The organism is Pontibacillus salicampi (assembly GCF_042434395.1).
Lineage (GTDB): Bacteria > Bacillota > Bacilli > Bacillales > BH030062 > Pontibacillus > Pontibacillus salicampi.
This window is the reverse complement of the sequence record NZ_JBHLTP010000003.1, coordinates 309,881-327,487: the sequence shown is the minus strand read 5'-3', so window position 1 is coordinate 327,487 and position 17,607 is coordinate 309,881. Positions and strand designations below refer to the sequence as shown.

Genomic DNA, 17,607 nt, shown 5'->3' with positions numbered 1-17,607 from the left:
TACAGTAATAAGCCATCCCCAAACTCCTCTAACGATACATCTGCTTTACACTTGATTGTCTATTTCAGCAAATTGTTCATTGTGCTCTCTATTCATGGCATCTTCAGGATTTGTTTCCATTTCTTTTAATAATAAATAGGTTTCGATGTTCCCTGTCTGACTAAAAATCTTCCAAGTAAAGTCTCGCACAAGAAACCACACCTTTCTTTTATTAATATTTAGGACATGCCAATCCGTATGGAAAGCGAGTCATTCGGTCATGCACTTCATTCTTTCTTTACAGGAAGTACCAAACCAAAACCATTATTGCTACTCTTAAAACGACCTGCCATCCTAATACGATGAACAGCCTTTGTCAAAGATATTATGGAACTTAGTTTTGCCTATCGTACCGGTCCTATGATATTTAATATTTACCATTATTAATATTCGTCTTCACTATAGCCAAAGTCTGTTAGTTGTCCTTCTCTGTTTCTCCAGTCCTTCTGTACTTTAACCCATAAGTCAAGGTATATCTTTGTCCCTAATAAGGTTTCAATATCTTCTCTTGCTCTTTGCCCAATTTCCTTCAGCATCTTCCCTTGCTTGCCAATTATAATACCTTTTTGACTAGAACGTTCCGTAACGATAGTAGCCTGAACATACACCGTATTTTTATCTTCTCTTGGCTCAATGGAGTCGATAGCTACCGCAATAGAGTGAGGAACCTCTTCTCTGGTTAGATGCAGCGCCTTTTCTCGGATTAACTCACTAATAACAAATCGTTCTGGATGGTCCGTAATGTGATCCTCCGGGTAATATTGTGGACCCTCTGACATTTCATTCACCATTGTTTGTAAGAGGTGATCAACATTGTTTCCTTGCAATGCAGAGATTGGTACTACTTCTTTGAAATCATATTTAGTTCGATACTCTTCAATAATGGGGAGGAGTTCATCTGGGTGAACTTCATCAATTTTGTTTATCACAAGGTAAACGGGCTGGTTTACTTTTTCAAGGAGATTAATAATAAATTCGTCTCCTCTTCCAAAACCCTCTTTAGCATTAATCATGAACAGAACTAGGTCCACTTCATTTAAGCTTTGCGTCGCTGTATTTACCATGAAGTTCCCAAGTTTGTGCTTAGGCTTATGAATTCCAGGTGTGTCAATAAACACTAACTGGGCATCATCTGACGTGTACACGCCTTGAATTTTGTTTCTAGTCGTTTGAGCTTTATCACTCATAATGGCAATTTTTTGTCCAATTACCCGGTTCATAAATGTAGATTTCCCTACGTTAGGTCTTCCTACGATTGCAATAAATCCTGATTTAAAACTTTCAGACATGTTGTTTCCTCCGTGTAGTATAATTTCTGTTTGAATTGTTGATGTTCATCTATTTTACTACAAAACCGTTTCTATTTCATACAATCGACAAAAGCAGTATAAATTAGAAGTTTTGACATGCAAACATGTATCATTCGACAGGGACATTCTATTTCCTTCTTACCCTAGTTCCCTCTTTTCAAACAAACATGCAAAAAGCCCTGGCTAAGCACCAGAGCTTATATAAAATATGGAATAAATATAAAACACCCTATAATAATAGCGGCAATAGCAGTAACTAGTACTGCTCCTGCTGTAATATCCTTTATTTCGCCAACTAATGGATGCCACGTTGGCGAAAGAAAATCCATTATCCGTTCAACGGCAGAATTGATTAACTCCATGGTTAACACAAGACTCACTGTCAAGGTCAAAACAGCCCACTCTATGAAGCTGACTCTGACGATAGCAGCAAGAATGCAAACACATAGAGTGGTCATTAAATGAATACGAAAATTCCGCTCGGCTTTACTAACTGCTTTCAATCCATTCCAGGCAAAGGTAAACCCTACCAGTTTCCGCTTTTTATTTTCTTTGGAGTCCAAACTCATGTAAGATTTCCTCTTGTCTATTAAACATAGATTGTTCCTCTTCTGTGGACTGATGATCGTAGCCGAGTAAATGCAAGAATCCATGTAACGCAAGAAACCCAAGTTCTCGTTCTAAAGAATGATCATATTCGCTTGCCTGTTCCTTCGCACGATCAACGGAGATAACAATATCTCCAAGAAGTACTGGCATTTCATCACCTAGTATTTTCAATTCATCCTCTTCCTGTTCTTGCATTGCGAATGAAATTACATCTGTTGGCTGATCTTTTTGTCGATAGTTCCGATTAATAATTTGGATTTCATTATCATCCACAAATGAAACAGACATTTCTGCTTCCTCTGTTACACTCTCCTGCTTTGCTGCGAATTGTAGAATTCGATGTATTAAGTCAATGTAGTTTTCTTCAACTGAGTTAGTTTTATCGTGAAAGTCAATATACATTATGTAGCCTCCTTAACAGTCTGTTTATTTTGTGGATATTGGATTCTTGAGTGGAATATCCCATTTAGGGTTTCGCATATGGCAACCTGCACTTTTTCTAGATCCTTTAACGTCAACGGACTAGCATGGAGTTGTCCGTCTAGCAATCGGTCTCTTATAATCGATTGTACAAGCTCTTCAATTTCGTGCGGTGTTGGCTGCTCTAATGATCTTACAGCAGCTTCCACAGAATCGCAAATACAAACGATTGCTGCTTCTTTAGATTGTGGCTTTGGACCTGGATAACGGAATTGATGTTCCGAAACGTGTTTCTTCTGTTCCTTCGCCTTATAATAAAAGTACTTCAGCAAGGTGGTACCATGGTGCTGCTCTGCAATATCAATTATCTCCTGCGGCATTTTATGCTTTCTTAATGTTTCAGCGCCTAAATAAGGGTGCTCTATTATTATTTCCGCACTTTGCTCCGGTTCAATCATATCATGAGGATTTTTTATTCCCATTTGATTTTCGATAAAGTATTGCGGTTTATATGTTTTTCCTAAATCATGATAATAGGAACCTACCCTCGCTAATAGACCATTAGCTCCAATGGCCTCACAGGCAGCCTCACTTAAATTGCCGACCATAACACTATGGTGATAGGTACCTGGTGTTTCTGTTAAGATTTTTCTCAATAATGGATGGTTAGGATTTGCAAGTATTAACAATCTTGTATCTGTTAACATACCCAACCCAGCTTCAAAAAATGGGAGTAATCCATAAGTTAATACAGAAGACAAAAATGCTGCAATACCTCCAAAAAGCAACAGTAAAGCGAAAGAAGATAATGTAGTTGGTTCATAACTTAACAGCACTAATAATACTACTAATACAATATTGACTACTGTCACGCCAAAGCCTGTCTTTAATATCTGCAAGCGGTCCTGCACATCTGATAAGAGCATTACTGCGCTTATTTGCGAAAATAACAAAAATAATCCGGCTTCTAAATTCAATGTTCCCGGTATTTGTTGATTGAAAAAAATAGTGCCAAAAACAGCGTAAACAACTGATAGGACAATTGCAATCCTTTCTCTAATTAATATTTTTAATAAGAGAGAAGAAGCTGCTAATGGCACTGCAAAATACACATCATGCCAGCTGGACTGAAAAATGGAGCCAATTTTCATAAATAAGAAGGACATTGCACTAATGAGGAGGACAGTAAGCAAAGTACCAGGCTGTAATGTACCTCTTCTAGAAAGTAATGTCAGCTCATATGCCATCATCCCCATAGATAGAACGATTAATAAACTTAGTCCTATATATGGGAAAATATTATTTTTATTATCCAACAGACCTACTAACTCTAATCGCTGGTAAATATCACTTGATATCCGTTCACCCTGCGATACCAATACTTGCCCTTGGCGAATCATGACTGGCTCCACTTCATTTGCAGCTTGATTCTTAGCCTGGCTTGTTTTGGAAAGATCTAAGAAATTGTTCTCTACTGTTGCAAAGGCGGCGATATCATACACTGCTTCTTTTAGGTCTGTCCCAAAGCTCGACAAGTTCAATTGCTCCTGCACAAGCTGTCTTGCCTCTGGGACTTCCTCTTCTTTTATTCCAGCGTTCATAACTTCCTTAATTTCTTTCATAAGGAGCTCTCTAACAAGCTGTCTTTGCTCAACCGAGGCTGCAATTAACTGATCGAATACCGACGCATCCAAATTACTGGTAATTTCTTCTGGCAGTACTTTGGTTAGCTGTTGATCTTGCGACAAACTCTGATCATCAGTGGATGTATTGCCTTCTTTATCTTGTATGGTTTCAATCGCTTTAAATAAATCGTTTACATAGTTTAGTTGTTTCGTAGTTACAGACTCATCAACTGAATAGATATCCTCTACAGATTGAAAAGCTTGGCTCTTTTTTTCGTTCGTTTTTTGCTTATCTTCTATTGTGATAGGTGAAAGAATGGTTTCCTTAGCTCGCTCAAACCTTTCTATATCGTACGTTTTCGTCTGAACATTCGTATAGGTTAATCCAAATAACAGAAAGGCTAGTAAAAGAAGGGACCCGCTGAGTTGCAATCCCTTATGCTGAACCCATCCGATATTCTTCCATTTTTCCCACCATACCTTTACCATGGTTTTTCACCTCATTATTTCTGTCCATACAGAAATAAGACCCGGCAAATGGGTCTTACTTATGCTTGATTTCCTTCCTCATAGGCATCAATTACACGTTGAACTAATGGGTGACGAACAACATCGGATTGCTCTAGGTAGTGAAATGCTATGCCATGTATATTGGAAAGTTTTCTTTCTGAAGTTTTTAATCCAGATGTTACACCTTTAGGAAGGTCTACCTGAGTGATATCACCTGTAATAATCATTTTCGAACCAAAACCAAGACGGGTGATAAACATCTTCATTTGTTCTGGTGTTGTATTCTGAGCTTCGTCTAATATAACAAATGCATCATCCAATGTTCGACCTCTCATATAGGCAAGCGGCGCAATCTCAATAGTTCCCCGTTCTATGAGTCGGGCTGTATGTTCCGTGCCTAATACATCATGAAGTGCATCATATAACGGTCGTAAATAGGGATCAACCTTTTCCTTTAAATCACCAGGCAGGAACCCTAAACTTTCTCCTGCTTCTACTGCTGGTCGTGTAAGAATAATGCGTTTTACCTGTCCATTTTTCAACGCTTGAACTGCCATTACAACGGCAAGGTATGTCTTCCCTGTTCCAGCTGGGCCAATACCAAAGACCAAATCATGCGTCTTAATTCCTGTTACATAGTTTCGTTGCCCGAGCGTTTTAACCCGGATGGATTTCCCTTTGGCATTTTTAGTAATTTCATCTTCAAACAAGGTCTCAAACTGCTCGATTTTATCCTTTTTGGCCAAATCAATTGCATAAATGACATCTCGTTCTGAAATCGTTAACCCTTTCCGGATTACCTTAAGTAAAGCGTGAAATACATTTTCAACAAGCAGTACATGCTCCTTACTGCCTGAAACACTCACATGCTCCCCTCTTGTTATGATGGAAACATGAAGCTGCTCTTCCATTTGCTTCAGGTTGCGATCCCGATTACCAAATATCGCTAATGCTTCATTAGGATTATCTAATTTTATGTCAATCGTTTGTAAATCTTCCTGCATTCTTCAGTCTCCTTGAGTGATGGGGTATGATGTTACAATATTTTCATGTACTTTAAAATATAGGATTAATTTTACTTTACCATTCTCTTTCTGTTGGTGCAAAATTTTTTCAGAAATTATTTTGGAATCAATTGGAAGCTTGTTCATTAATTCTTGCTTTGCTTGTTGTATTCCTTCCTTTACTGCTTCTGATACTGATCTTTGCTCCTTATAGGATTCCTGTTCATGAATATTCTTTGTGGACAGTGTAACAGGAAATCTCCAGCTGAAGAAATGAACATCATGCTCTTTCTTTTCTACATGCTTTATGGTGTAATCAGGCTCTTTGAAGCCCCATATAGGGATAGCAACATTAAATAGATTTAAGAAGTAACGCTTCTCCTCTTCTCCAGTTAGAACTTGATATTCCGCTTCAAGCGGTACTGATAATTCACTTGTGTACCACGTATCAGCGATAACCTCCCCTTCTGCTCGAACAGATTTCTGTTCTTCTTCTCTTCCTATTAATCCCGAGACCAGCATATCTCCAGGCTTTACAACATCATTTATCTCTACTTTGGGTTCTCCCTTTTCAATATACATATACACAATTGTTCCCTTTTTCTTCGCTACCAGATGTTGAGGTCCCTTTGCCTCTTCCTTTTCTACAATAGTTTTTTCAACGCCTTGTAAATGGTAGGTTGTCCCTTTTTCAGTAATTCCAATCCATAACAACTCCGGCACATCATTCAACAGCTTTTGCTGCATTTCACTAGGTGAGTCGAGCGATAGCTTCCACGCTCCCTTTTTCACCCCGTAATTGGACAGGCTTTCTTCAATTTTGTGCTCAATTTCTGGAGTAACCCCCTCGACATCAATGCCCCATACCATGTTCGACAAAATAAAGATTAAAGCTAAGCAGAACAGAAAGCCAATAAGTAAAGGTTTGCGCTTCCATACCGCCTGAAACAAAAATGGCATACCAATTCTGGAATGAAAATGCACTTTGTAAGGTGTTTTATAACGGAGTTTTTTTAATCTCGAAACATCCTCCAGCTTCACGTTTGCTTCACAGGTAGACTCGTCTATCTTCTTAACATTCCATACCACGATTCCCTTATCTACACACCGATTCAAAAAAAATTCAGGGAACTTCCCTTTCACTCTAATCGTCGTATAGCCTTTTACAAATACCCCTTGTGTACGTTTCATAAGTGCCTCCTAAACCTTTAGTCTTGGTCAATAAAGGAGATGTTCTCTATCGTACCTTCCAGAAGAATCTCTTCCGGGAGCATCATACGAAGCACAAAGTTGTTGCCGGTTATTTTTAGCTGACCCCTTTTAAGCTTCAAGCGGAGTTCGTGATCAGAAAAAACTAATAATCCCTTATGATTTTCTATGTATGCGTGGATTTGTCCAATTGTAGTAATTCTCGGTAGCTCCAGGACCACATCAGATGGAAGATCAAGGTGCTGTGCAATCCACGTGCCGATTCGCTGCTGCCATTTATTCATCACTCCGCCCCCTCTCTCCTACATGTGTATGAAAAAAGCACGAAATGTATCACTACATTTCGTGCTTTCTCATTGCTTTTTGTGTGAGGACAGAGCGATATGGCCGTTGTGACCTTGGAGGTCCAAGCACCTCCGCCATAACGATGCTTTCCATTAGCTTCTTTTGGTTTATTTGTGAGCTTAAATTAGTTCTGTGCTTATGTTTAGACAGATAAGGCTTCTTTTGGGGGCGGGAATACTGATTGCCTCCAATTTCATCTGGAAGAGCGTTATGTTCGCTGTCTTCTCCAGCTGGCGAAGCGGTGTGAGTATATTGGTCTGCCATTTCCTGTTGACGGCGTCTCATTTCCTCGTATCGTTCTTTCTGAGATTCCTGTAAGGTTTGACGCTTCGGCTCTTGTTGCTCACTAGCTTGTATCGTCCTGCTTGCATCTCGTTCAGATGATGCTTTCTCTTCTGTATTTGTGGTGGAGCCCCCGAAGGAAGGCATTGGTTTAGAATTAGGTTTACCAGTTGTTTTTTTCTTTTCGTCGTTATTACCTATGAACACGTTGAAAAGAAAGACAATTATACCACCCACAATAATTGCATTGCTTAATAGGAACTCTATTAAATCACCCATCGGGATCCCTCCTTATGAGAGAGCATTAGGATTTGTCCTCTTCTTCATGTTCCCCTTTATTCATTTTTCCGATTACGTCACGCATATCTGTATCCGCTTCAATATTTTTCAGGTTATAGTAGTCCATAACTCCAATGTTTCCGGAACGAAGCGCTTCTGCCATCGCTTTAGGAACTTCTGCTTCGGATTCCACAACTTTCGCCTGCATTTCCTGAACGCGAGCAACCATTTCTTGCTCTTCAGCAACTGCCATTGCGCGTCGTTCTTCTGCTTTAGCCTGTGCGATATTTTTATCCGCTTCAGCTTGATCCGTCTGCAGAATAGCACCAATGTTCTTCCCGATGTCGATATCAGCAATATCAATGGAAAGAATCTCAAAGGCAGTACCAGCATCCAGACCCTTTCCTAACACGTTCTGAGAGATCATGTCTGGATTTTCCAACACTTTGTTATGATCCTTGGAACTACCAATTGTACTTACGATACCTTCTCCTACTCTGGCAATGACAGTATCTTCACCTGCACCACCGACAAGACGGTCAATATTAGCTCGTACTGTAATTCTTGCTTTCGCTTTTACTTCAATACCATCCATAGCCACACCTGCAATAAATGGTGTTTCAATAACCTTAGGATTAACACTCATCTGCACAGCCTCTAATACATCACGGCCTGCTAAATCGATTGCCGCAGTTCGTTCAAAGCTTAATTCAATATTGGCACGGTGGGCTGCAATTAATGCATTTACAACTCGGTCCACGTTTCCGCCTGCTAAATAGTGACTCTCCAGTTGGTTTGTCGTTACATCAACACCTGCTTTATGTCCTTTAATTAATGGATTGATGACACGATTTGGGACGACTCTACGTAAACGCATCCCTACCAGCGTAAAGATATTAATTCGCACACCTGCTGCTAGCGCACTAATCCATAGCATTACGGGAATGAACGTAAATAATACAGCTAGCGCGATAATAATAATACCAATTAAGATAATAGGCATAATAATTTCTTGGTTCATGTTTGTTTCCTCCTTTTTTTATTCCTGTTCTTTAATAATTTCTCGGACAATAACGCGAGTTCCTTCTGCTTGAATTACTTTTACAGCTTTACCGGAGGCAATAAATCCTCCCTCTGTCACAATATCAATACGTTCTCCATCAAATTCTCCAGTCCCTGAAGGTCTCAACGGGGTTAAAGTTGTTCCTTCTAATCCAATTAGTTCTAATCGGTTTTTAGAAGAGACATACCCTTTATCAGTAGATGTAGCATCGTTTAAAATAATATTTTTCATGAACCCTCTCTCAAATCCCATGAATTTAAAGAGTAGAATGGAAGCGATGATAGCTACCATAAGTGCGATTCCAATACTCATAGCCATATATCCCGCATCATCCGTTGCCATGAAAAGCGAACCGATTACTGCACCTACACCTATGATCCCCAATATGCCCCCAGGGACAAATAACTCTAGGATAATACAAATGATGCCGAGCGCAAAGAAGATAATGGTTTCGTACCCGGCAAGCCCGGCAATGAAGTGTCCATAAAAGAACAAAATTAAAGCAACTAATCCCATTGTACCAGCAATACCGAAGCCTGGGGTATATAATTCTGCTACAAAGCCGAGACTCGCTAACGATAACAGGATAGGAACAACTACTGGATTGGTAATCAACCTTGCTATTTGCTCAGTTAGAGTTGGATTCGTTTCTTTAATGGTTGCATCTTCTAAGCCTAATTCTTTTAATAACGCTTCTCGATCTGCGACTACCCCTTCTGCATAACCAATCTCTTCAGCTTCTCCCGCACTTAAAGTTAAATATTTGCCCTCACCAGCTTGGTATTCTGGTAAGTCAAGATCAGGGTTTGCCATAGCTTCTGCAAATTTCGGGTCTCTTCCTCCTGTTTCTGCCGCACTTCTCATCGCTTTAACCCAATTAGATTGAGCTTTTTTACTCGCTGCATTACCATCAGAAGTAATAACACCAGCCGCCCCCATCGTAGCACTTGGCGTCATATAAATAGAATCTGCGTTAAGTGATATGTAGGATCCAGCGGATAGTGCCTCTTTCAGCACGAAAGCAGTATTGGGAATATCTATATCCTGAAATGTTTTTGCAATAGAGCTCGCAGCATCTACAGCGCCACCTGGAGTATTCACTTCAAAAATGATGTGGTCAGCATTTTGCTCCTCTGCCTCTTTAATGCTTCTGTTAAGAAAAGACGCTAGACCTTTTTCCACCTCTTTTTGAACGGGTACAACATAAACTGTTTTTCCATCCCCTTCAGCTTGCAGAGATGTGGACATTATGCTGTGTACTGCTAGCAGTACAAGTGATAGCAACATGACGGCTCTCGCTATCCTTCTCATCACACCCCTCCTTTCTCCTATATTCTTCTACGTTATCACAACCCAAAATGTTTCAAAAATATGAAAATGCAGCACTACATTTTCTTACACTAGTGTACCCTTTCTGAAGCAACTCATAAAAAAAACCGCCGATAGGGCGGTTTTTTGCTTACATCTTAGGACAGGTGTTTCTGCACAAGTTGATTAATTTGTGAGCCATCCGCCTGGCCTTTAACCTTTGGCATGACAGCACTCATGACCTTACCCATATCTCCTTTAGAAGTGGCTCCAACCTCATTAATCGTTTCCTTAATGATAGCATCAAGCTCTTCCTCAGAAAGCTGAGCAGGCATATATGATTGAATGATTTCAATTTCTTTCAGTTGTTTATCAGCCAAGTCTTCACGACCAGCGTCTTTAAACTCTTGGAGGGAATCTTTTCTTTGTTTTAACTCACGAGATAAAACAGTCAATTCTTCTTCCTCTGATAGTTCGTCTTTACGCAGTTTCAACGCTTCGTTTTGTAAGGCGGCTTTCACCATCCGGATAACCGATAGCTTTTCCTTGTCCTTACTTTTTAAAGCCGTTTTCATATCCTGGTTAAGACTTTCCAGTAATGACATTCAGCTGTACACCCTCTTATTTACGCTTTCTTGCAGCTTCGGACTTTTTCTTACGACGAACACTAGGCTTCTCATAATGTTCACGCTTTTTGTATTCAGCCAATGTACCATTTTTAGATACACTTTTCTTAAAGCGACGTAGAGCATCTTCAAGGTTCTCGTTTTTGCGAACGCGAGTTTGGTTTGACATGCTATATTTCCCTCCCTCCAAAGCAAACAGACAATTTCTAATCTCGCATATGTATCAACATATGCCTTTTGCAATTATAATATATTCAAATCGTTAGTTCAACTTTTTTCATCATCTTTATTATATTAATTACGAAGGCTTTGTTTATGCTTATGTGGAAGCTGATTTTCTAGAATGGTATTCTTCTGCTTTTCCACTCATATGAAGACAACTATCAACTGGTTATGGACTTCAACAGTGGGTGATTTTTAAAAAGGTCTTCCACTTTCCTTACATACAGTCCCCTAACATGGAATAGAGATTATAAATATTTTAATCATGATTTTCCCGCTTGTCCATAGGATGATAAAGAGGTGAACAAGCATGGGAGACGTTTTAACGTTATTTGTTGTATTTTTATCCATGTTTCTTTTCGGGATGGCTATTTTACGCATCGGATTGTATCAGCTTTCTTATCAGAACATGCGGAAGCTCCTTGCGCGTTTTGCAGATAATCCTGTAAAAGGAATGCTGGCAGGGCTACTAATGACGGCCGTGCTCCAAAGCAGCTCGTGCACCATGGTATTAACCGTTGGATTAGTTGCTGTAGGGGTTCTTAATTTCAAACAATCTATCGGAGTCATATTAGGCGCTAACATTGGCACAACGGTAACAGTGGAGCTGCTTTCCTTACAGCACTCAATCCCATTATGGCCAATGCTGATTATTGGAGCTGTACTTCTCTTATCTAAAAAGCAATCAACCTTTGGTATCGGCTCTCTGCTTTTTGGTTTAGGGACGATATTTGTTGCTCTGCATGGTTTTTCTACTCTAGCTGAGCCTCTTCAACGTTTTCCTATTGTTCAGGAGTCTCTTACTGCAACAAACAGCTATCCTGTCTTAAGTATCGTTGTGGGAGCGGTGGTCACAAGTATCATTCAATCTTCTACGGCAGCTACCGGAATTGCTATGGCATTCCTGCAGGAGGGGTTATTTACGATGCCTTCCGCTATAGGGATAATGCTAGGGGCAAATGTAGGAACTTGTATCACGGCATGGATAGCATCTATTGGCACGAATACCGAAGCGAAACTGGTTGCAATGGGCCATATCTGGCTTAATATTTTCGGAGTAGTCCTATTTGCTCCCTTTCTTCAGGAGCTTTCGGCTTTCTCCGTGCTGCTTGCCCATACTGTATCTCAACAGCTTGCTCATATTTCTGTACTCTTTAATGTGCTGTCTTCCTTGATTTTGTTACCTTTTATCACCCCATTTTCAAAGATGATTATATATCTTCACGGTAAGAAAAGAACACCATAAAAAAAGAGATCATGCCTAAGCATCATCTCTTTTGGTTGCTATTAATAATCAGAAGAGCCTTGGCCACCTGATACAATTTGAACACCAGCACTTGCTCCGATACGTGTTGCTCCAGCTTCTACAATATCGTCTGCGCCTTGACGGTCACGCACTCCTCCAGAAGCTTTTACGCCCATCTCTTCGCCTACTGTTTTTCGCATTAAGCGAACGTCTTCCACAGTAGCTCCTCCACCAGAGAAGCCAGTAGATGTTTTCACAAAATCTGCTTCTGCTTCTTTTGCAAGCTCACAAGCTTTCTCTTTTTCCTCATCTGTTAAAAGGGATGTCTCAATAATTACTTTCGTCAACGCTTTACCTTCTGTAGCACGTACTACGGCTTCGATATCGTGCTTCACTGTTTCATAGTCTCCGCTTTTTAGTGCCCCAATGTTAATTACCATATCAACTTCTGTTGCGCCATTTTCGATTGCTTGTTTTGTTTCATATGCTTTTAGTTCCTTTGTATTAGCTCCTAACGGGAAACCAATTACTGTACATACTTTAACATCTGTACCTTCCAGTAACTCAGCGCATAATGTTACCCAATAAGGATTTACACAAACAGAAGCAAAGCCGTACTCTTTTGCTTCCTCGCATATCTGTTCAATTTTCTCTCTTGATGTATCCGGCTTTAATTGTGTATGGTCAATCATTTTCGCAAGTTTTGCGTCCATTATAATCTTCCTTTCTATGTTTGTATCAGTTGTCCGTACCTCTTCCATGATAGCATTATTCCAAAAAAAATGCTATGTTTCCTTCTAGAGGCCTCCTTTATTATTAACGAAAGCATCCATTTCATGCCTTTTCTAGAAATTTGAAAACAGAAATACAATAGCCTTCATTCTCCTTTAAGGTGGCATTGCAATATAAAAATGGTGCTGTAAAAAATCGCTGCAACCTGTAGCAGCACCGAACTACTCTACATCTTGTCGGGCATCAGTAAAGCAGGTGCTTTCATGACCGCTTCTTTCTCCTTTAGAGTAACAGATCAACAATAACTCGAATACAAACCTTCTTGTTTAGGGTCTTTTATATAATGCAATCTACATACATTAATGGACAACCGACTTAAAAAAGCCCTTTTCCAAAGGAAAAGGACTTTTCGTCATTAAGAGGATAATTCCACTCTAGTATTTAATTGAGGCTCCTCTAACACACGAACGAACTCTCCAGTATTATAAGGGTAACCTGCTTGTGTTAGCTTCACGCGGACAATTTGACCAATCATATCATCACTACCCTCAAACACCACTTTTAAGTAGTTGTCCGTATATCCTACATAGCGATTGTCCTCACCATCATCTTTAAACTTCTCTTCTGGAATAACTTCCAGCACTTCCCCTTCATACATTGAAGCGTATTCCTTCGCCTGCTGATTAGATAATTCGATAAGCTGATGAACACGTTCTTGCTTCGTTTCATCTGCAACCTGATCGTCCATACGGGCAGCAGGAGTACCAGTACGCTTGGAGTATGGGAATACGTGTAATTCCGAATAACCAATCTCTTGAATGTAACGGTACGTTTCCATGAACTCTTCCTCTGTTTCTCCAGGGAAGCCTACAATCACGTCAGAAGTAATCGCTAAGCCTGGCAATGCTTGCTTGATTCGATCAATCCGTTCTTTATAAAACTCTGTCGTATATTTCCGACGCATCCGCTTTAGTACTGTGTTTGAACCAGACTGGAGTGGAATGTGGAGATGACGGACTATTTTATCCGAATCATTTAAGACTTGAATAACGTCATCTGTAATCTGACTCGCTTCAATGGATGAAATTCGAATACGCTTTAGACCTTTTACTCTTACATCCATTTCCCTTAACAGCTTAGCAAGGTTATAATCTTTCATATCCTCCCCATAGCCGCCAGTGTGGATTCCAGTGAGTACAATTTCCTTATACCCCGCATCTACTAGCTGTTGAGCTTGCTTAATAACATCTTCTGGCTCACGAGAACGTAACAATCCGCGTGCCCAAGGAATAATACAAAATGTGCAAAAATTGTTACAGCCTTCTTGTATTTTTAACGATGCACGAGTTCTGTCTGTAAAAGCCGGTACGTCCATTTCTTCAAAGACACGGGTCTTCATAATATTTGAAACGCCATTGATAGGCTGTCGTTCCTGCTTATACTGCTCAATATAATCAAGCATTTTCTTGCGATTTTGAGTACCTACCACTACATCGACACCAGGTATGTCCATAATTTCACCTGGGGATGTTTGAGCATAACAGCCGGTTACACAAATGACCGCATTATCATTCTTACGGATAGCACGACGAATTACCTGACGGCTTTTCTTGTCACCCGTATTGGTTACAGTACATGTATTAATGACGTACACATCTGCTTGGTGGTCAAATTCAACACGCTCATATCCTTCTTCTTTAAACATCTGCCAAATTGCTTCTGTTTCATAGTGGTTCACTTTACACCCTAGTGTATGAAAAGCTACAGTTGACATTGTTTCACCTCAATTCTTCTAGTTGGTAGGAAATAGCCGACAGAAAGTATGAAGGAGCTGTTTCCGTTCGTAGGATTCTTGGGCCTAATCGGACCGATTGGAAGGAGGCTTGTTTCAATCTATCGACTTCCTTCTCACTGAATCCACCTTCTGGTCCTATCATCATCATGACACGCTGAGAGGGTTTAATGTGAGGAATGACTTCTTTTAGGGATTGAAATGCATCTGTTTTTGCCTCGTCTTCGTATGCGAATAACTTCCATTCATAGCCTTCACTAGCTGTTATTACTTCTTGTACTGAATGGATACTCTCTACTGTAGGAACCTTAGTGCGATGAGATTGTTCGCTGGCTTCCTTAGCAATTTTTTGGTAGCGGCTAATCTTCTTCTCTGCCTTCTTAGCGTCCCATTTTACGATGGAGCGTTCCGCTTCAAATGGAATAAATGCAGCTGCGCCTAATTCTGTTCCCTTTTGGATAACGAGCTCCATTTTATCTCCTTTGGGCAGTCCCTGGACGATGGTAATATGAGCAGGGAGTTCCTTTTCCTCATCTAACCATTGTACTATGTAACATGTAACGCTGTCATCTTCGATTTTCCTGATTTTACATTTAGCAGCATGACCATCTGGTGTACAGCAAATAATTTCTTCTTCCTCTTTCATTCGCATGACTTTCTTAATATGATGGACGTCTTCACCAGATAGGTGCACCTGCTCTTCTTCCCAACCATCATGGGGCACAAAATAACGCTGCATAGTATTCACTGCTTTCTCTATAATATCTTCCCTAACTCATGGTGTTAAGGCTTTTTAGCAATGATACAGGTCCAGTCTTCCATTTGATTGATTTCTTCTATTTCGAAACCTGCACGTTCTAGATCTTCCTTAACGTCCTGACGTTTGTTTTTAATAATGCCAGAAGTAATAAAGTACCCTCCAGATTTCACATTTTCAAACGCTTTATCTGTAAACCGAACAATAACTTCTGCCAAAATATTCGCTACAATCATATCAGCTTCAAAATCAACATAATCTAACAAATTATTTTGTTTAGCATGTATGTGTTGCTCAACCTGATTTAATTTAGCATTGATGGTGGTACTTCTCACAGCAATATCATCTAAATCGTATGCATACACTTCTTTTCCGCCAAGCAATATAGAAGCTATACTGAGAACGCCAGAACCTGCTCCTACATCAATTACCACATCATCAGGCTGAATATATTGCTCGATTGCCTGTATGCTTAGAACGGTAGTAGGGTGTGTACCTGTTCCAAATGCCATGCCTGGGTCGAGTTCCATGATTATCTCATCACTGGAAACCGGCTCATATTCTTCCCAAGTAGGGATGATGGTGAATTTTTCAGAGATTTTCACTGGCTTATAGTATTTCTTCCATGCAGTTGCCCAATCTTCCTCGTTCAATTCACTTATCGTTATCGTATTGCGACCAATATCGATTTCATGTACGAGTAAATTATTTATTGCGCTCTTAATTTCCTCTACCGTCTCTCCTAAAAAACTATTAACAGGAAGGTATGCTTTCACATACACACCTTCCTCTGGATAGTCTTCTGGATTCAACTCGTAAATTTCTCCCATATAGGTTTCGCGCTCTTTCATCAATTCCTGGGCATCTTCAATAACTACACCACTTGCTCCTGCTTCATGAAGAATATTAGAAATAGGTTCGATTGCTTCGTTGGTTGTATGAATACATAATTCTGACCATTTCATGGGATTAACCTCACTTCATTTGTGAAATATTATGATTCACCTTTAAAGGCGCGTTTTACTCGTTGAAAAATATTATCATGCTGTTCTTCTGTTGCTTCATGGCCACTAATGTCATGGAATTCACGCATCAATTCCTTTTGACGGTCCGTTAAGTTGGTTGGTGTCACTACACGAATCTTCACATGCTGATCGCCATAGCCACGACCACGTAGATCAGGTACACCTTTGTCCTTCAGACGGAATGTCTTGCCATGCTGCGTTCCAGCTGGTACTTTTAGTTTCACCTTCCCATGGACGGTTGGGACTTCTATTTCATCCCCAAGGGCTGCTTGAGTGAAAGTAATTGGCATTTCACAGAAGATATGGTCTCCCTCACGCTGGAAGAATTCGTGCTGACGGATTTGCACCACTACATACAAATCACCTGTAGGACCACCATTTGCTCCAGGCTCCCCTTGTCCGGATACACGGATTTGCTGGCCTTCATTAATTCCCGCTGGAATGGAAATATGAATAGTTTTGCGTGTTTTCACTTTTCCATCGCCGCCACAAGTATTACATTTGTCTTTAACATATTTACCAGTTCCCTGGCAATAATGACAAACTCGACGGTTTACTACACGGCCAAATGGTGTATCTTGTTCCTGGTTTAGCTGTCCTGCACCTTTACAATGCGGACACGTTTCTGGTTGAGTACCTGGTTTAGCACCAGACCCATCGCATGTATCACAATCTTCTTCTTTAGGAATTTGAATATCTGTTTCTTTTCCAAAGATTGCTTCTTCAAAATCAAGCGTCATCGTGTATTGAAGATCGGCACCTTTTCGTGGAGCGTTAGGATCGCGTCGGCGTCCTCCGCCAAAGAACATATCAAATATATCACCAAAGCCTCCGAAGTCTTCGCCGCCGAAGCCTCCAAAGCCTTGCCCGGCTCCACCGTTCATACCGGCGTGGCCAAACTGATCATACTGCTGACGCTTTTGCTCGTCACCCAACACGTCCCAAGCTTCTTTTGCTTCCTTAAATTTCTCCGAAGCATCCTCTTCCTGACTTACGTCTGGATGATATTGCTTGGCAAGCTTACGATAAGCTTTCTTAATTTCATCCTTAGATGCATCCTTTGAAACACCCAGGACCTCATAATAGTCTCGCTTACTCACTGAAGATCACTCTCCCGACTCTTACTGCATAAAGTTTATACTAACATTGATTGGTATACTATACAAAGGTTCGTTGTATGTTGCTTGGAACTCATAAGTGGAAG

General features: G+C 40.3%; 19 protein-coding genes. 1 reads left to right on the top strand and 18 read right to left on the bottom strand.

Features of this window, described 5'->3' with window-relative positions; all coding sequences use genetic code 11:
* Positions 1–45 precede the first annotated feature (45 nt).
* The 13 genes from ACFFGV_RS03055 to rpsU form a co-directional block, all read right to left on the bottom strand.
* A complete protein-coding gene (locus tag ACFFGV_RS03055; protein WP_377345098.1) occupies positions 46–189 on the bottom strand; it encodes a YqzL family protein in 144 nt (47 codons plus the stop codon).
* 233 nt (positions 190–422) lie between these two features.
* Positions 423–1,328 carry a GTPase Era gene (gene era, locus ACFFGV_RS03050; RefSeq protein ID WP_377345097.1) on the bottom strand — a complete coding sequence of 302 codons (906 nt, stop codon included), beginning with the start codon at positions 1,326–1,328 and terminating at the stop codon, positions 423–425.
* A gap of 218 nt (positions 1,329–1,546) precedes the next feature.
* Positions 1,547–1,918, bottom strand: coding sequence for a diacylglycerol kinase family protein (locus ACFFGV_RS03045; protein ID WP_377345096.1), 372 nt, complete (start codon positions 1,916–1,918; stop codon positions 1,547–1,549).
* Positions 1,893–2,360 carry an rRNA maturation RNase YbeY gene (gene ybeY, locus ACFFGV_RS03040; RefSeq protein ID WP_377345095.1) on the bottom strand — a complete coding sequence of 156 codons (468 nt, stop codon included), beginning with the start codon at positions 2,358–2,360 and terminating at the stop codon, positions 1,893–1,895. The genes ACFFGV_RS03045 and ybeY overlap by 26 nt, the downstream gene beginning before the upstream one ends.
* Positions 2,360–4,492: an HD family phosphohydrolase gene (locus ACFFGV_RS03035; protein ID WP_377345094.1), complete on the bottom strand. Its 2,133-nt coding sequence runs from the start codon at positions 4,490–4,492 to the stop codon at positions 2,360–2,362. The genes ybeY and ACFFGV_RS03035 overlap by 1 nt, the downstream gene beginning before the upstream one ends.
* 59 nt (positions 4,493–4,551) lie before the next feature.
* Positions 4,552–5,517 carry a PhoH family protein gene (locus ACFFGV_RS03030; protein ID WP_377345093.1) on the bottom strand — a complete coding sequence of 322 codons (966 nt, stop codon included), beginning with the start codon at positions 5,515–5,517 and terminating at the stop codon, positions 4,552–4,554.
* A gap of 3 nt (positions 5,518–5,520) precedes the next feature.
* Entirely contained in the window at positions 5,521–6,708 is a 1,188-nt protein-coding gene (gene yqfD, locus ACFFGV_RS03025) for a sporulation protein YqfD (RefSeq protein ID WP_377345092.1), read from the bottom strand.
* Positions 6,709–6,725: 17 nt separating this feature from the next.
* On the bottom strand, positions 6,726–7,010 hold the full coding sequence (gene yqfC, locus ACFFGV_RS03020) for a sporulation protein YqfC (RefSeq protein ID WP_377345091.1): 285 nt from the start codon (positions 7,008–7,010) through the stop codon (positions 6,726–6,728).
* Positions 7,011–7,062: 52 nt separating this feature from the next.
* Positions 7,063–7,632, bottom strand: coding sequence for a YqfB family membrane protein (locus ACFFGV_RS03015; protein ID WP_377345090.1), 570 nt, complete (start codon positions 7,630–7,632; stop codon positions 7,063–7,065).
* Positions 7,633–7,657: 25 nt separating this feature from the next.
* Complete coding sequence (gene floA / locus ACFFGV_RS03010; protein ID WP_377345089.1) at positions 7,658–8,653, bottom strand: flotillin-like protein FloA; 996 nt, start codon at positions 8,651–8,653, stop codon at positions 7,658–7,660.
* Positions 8,654–8,671: 18 nt separating this feature from the next.
* Positions 8,672–10,006, bottom strand: coding sequence for an NfeD family protein (locus ACFFGV_RS03005; RefSeq protein ID WP_377345088.1), 1,335 nt, complete (start codon positions 10,004–10,006; stop codon positions 8,672–8,674).
* Between the two features lie 155 nt (positions 10,007–10,161).
* A complete protein-coding gene (locus ACFFGV_RS03000) occupies positions 10,162–10,608 on the bottom strand; it encodes a GatB/YqeY domain-containing protein (RefSeq protein ID WP_377345087.1) in 447 nt (148 codons plus the stop codon).
* A 16-nt stretch (positions 10,609–10,624) separates the two neighbouring features.
* A complete protein-coding gene (rpsU, locus tag ACFFGV_RS02995) occupies positions 10,625–10,798 on the bottom strand; it encodes a 30S ribosomal protein S21 (RefSeq protein ID WP_377345086.1) in 174 nt (57 codons plus the stop codon).
* Positions 10,799–11,161: 363 nt separating this feature from the next.
* Here rpsU and ACFFGV_RS02990 point away from each other — a divergent pair, with 363 nt between their 5' ends.
* On the top strand, positions 11,162–12,097 hold the full coding sequence (locus ACFFGV_RS02990) for a Na/Pi symporter (protein WP_377345085.1): 936 nt from the start codon (positions 11,162–11,164) through the stop codon (positions 12,095–12,097).
* A 41-nt stretch (positions 12,098–12,138) separates the two neighbouring features.
* On the opposite strand, the gene deoC is transcribed toward ACFFGV_RS02990, so the two are convergent.
* From deoC to dnaJ, 5 genes are all read right to left on the bottom strand, one after another.
* Positions 12,139–12,810, bottom strand: a complete 672-nt coding sequence (gene deoC / locus ACFFGV_RS02985; RefSeq protein ID WP_377345084.1) for a deoxyribose-phosphate aldolase — start codon at positions 12,808–12,810, stop codon at positions 12,139–12,141.
* Between the two features lie 434 nt (positions 12,811–13,244).
* Positions 13,245–14,603 carry a tRNA (N(6)-L-threonylcarbamoyladenosine(37)-C(2))-methylthiotransferase MtaB gene (mtaB, locus tag ACFFGV_RS02980; RefSeq protein WP_377345083.1) on the bottom strand — a complete coding sequence of 453 codons (1,359 nt, stop codon included), beginning with the start codon at positions 14,601–14,603 and terminating at the stop codon, positions 13,245–13,247.
* A gap of 4 nt (positions 14,604–14,607) precedes the next feature.
* Entirely contained in the window at positions 14,608–15,360 is a 753-nt protein-coding gene (locus ACFFGV_RS02975; RefSeq protein ID WP_377345082.1) for a 16S rRNA (uracil(1498)-N(3))-methyltransferase, read from the bottom strand.
* Positions 15,361–15,404: 44 nt separating this feature from the next.
* Positions 15,405–16,343 carry a 50S ribosomal protein L11 methyltransferase gene (prmA, locus tag ACFFGV_RS02970; protein WP_377345081.1) on the bottom strand — a complete coding sequence of 313 codons (939 nt, stop codon included), beginning with the start codon at positions 16,341–16,343 and terminating at the stop codon, positions 15,405–15,407.
* Positions 16,344–16,372: 29 nt separating this feature from the next.
* Positions 16,373–17,503: a molecular chaperone DnaJ gene (dnaJ, locus tag ACFFGV_RS02965; protein ID WP_377345080.1), complete on the bottom strand. Its 1,131-nt coding sequence runs from the start codon at positions 17,501–17,503 to the stop codon at positions 16,373–16,375.
* Positions 17,504–17,607: the final 104 nt, after the last annotated feature.

Excerpts from the sequence above, each read along its gene's own strand:
- era (WP_377345097.1), bottom strand. The coding sequence starts at position 1,328 with ATGTCTGAAAGTTTTAAATCAGGATTTATTGCAATCGTAGGAAGACCT.
- ACFFGV_RS03045 (WP_377345096.1), bottom strand. The coding sequence starts at position 1,918 with ATGAGTTTGGACTCCAAAGAAAATAAAAAGCGGAAACTGGTAGGGTTT.
- ybeY (WP_377345095.1), bottom strand. The coding sequence starts at position 2,360 with ATGTATATTGACTTTCACGATAAAACTAACTCAGTTGAAGAAAACTAC.
- ACFFGV_RS03035 (WP_377345094.1), bottom strand. The coding sequence starts at position 4,492 with ATGGTAAAGGTATGGTGGGAAAAATGGAAGAATATCGGATGGGTTCAG.
- ACFFGV_RS03030 (WP_377345093.1), bottom strand. The coding sequence starts at position 5,517 with ATGCAGGAAGATTTACAAACGATTGACATAAAATTAGATAATCCTAAT.
- yqfD (WP_377345092.1), bottom strand. The coding sequence starts at position 6,708 with ATGAAACGTACACAAGGGGTATTTGTAAAAGGCTATACGACGATTAGA.
- yqfC (WP_377345091.1), bottom strand. The coding sequence starts at position 7,010 with ATGAATAAATGGCAGCAGCGAATCGGCACGTGGATTGCACAGCACCTT.
- ACFFGV_RS03015 (WP_377345090.1), bottom strand. The coding sequence starts at position 7,632 with ATGGGTGATTTAATAGAGTTCCTATTAAGCAATGCAATTATTGTGGGT.
- floA (WP_377345089.1), bottom strand. The coding sequence starts at position 8,653 with ATGAACCAAGAAATTATTATGCCTATTATCTTAATTGGTATTATTATT.
- ACFFGV_RS03005 (WP_377345088.1), bottom strand. The coding sequence starts at position 10,006 with ATGAGAAGGATAGCGAGAGCCGTCATGTTGCTATCACTTGTACTGCTA.
- ACFFGV_RS03000 (WP_377345087.1), bottom strand. The coding sequence starts at position 10,608 with ATGTCATTACTGGAAAGTCTTAACCAGGATATGAAAACGGCTTTAAAA.
- rpsU (WP_377345086.1), bottom strand. The coding sequence starts at position 10,798 with ATGTCAAACCAAACTCGCGTTCGCAAAAACGAGAACCTTGAAGATGCT.
- ACFFGV_RS02990 (WP_377345085.1), top strand. The coding sequence starts at position 11,162 with ATGGGAGACGTTTTAACGTTATTTGTTGTATTTTTATCCATGTTTCTT.
- deoC (WP_377345084.1), bottom strand. The coding sequence starts at position 12,810 with ATGGACGCAAAACTTGCGAAAATGATTGACCATACACAATTAAAGCCG.
- mtaB (WP_377345083.1), bottom strand. The coding sequence starts at position 14,603 with ATGTCAACTGTAGCTTTTCATACACTAGGGTGTAAAGTGAACCACTAT.
- ACFFGV_RS02975 (WP_377345082.1), bottom strand. The coding sequence starts at position 15,360 with ATGCAGCGTTATTTTGTGCCCCATGATGGTTGGGAAGAAGAGCAGGTG.
- prmA (WP_377345081.1), bottom strand. The coding sequence starts at position 16,343 with ATGAAATGGTCAGAATTATGTATTCATACAACCAACGAAGCAATCGAA.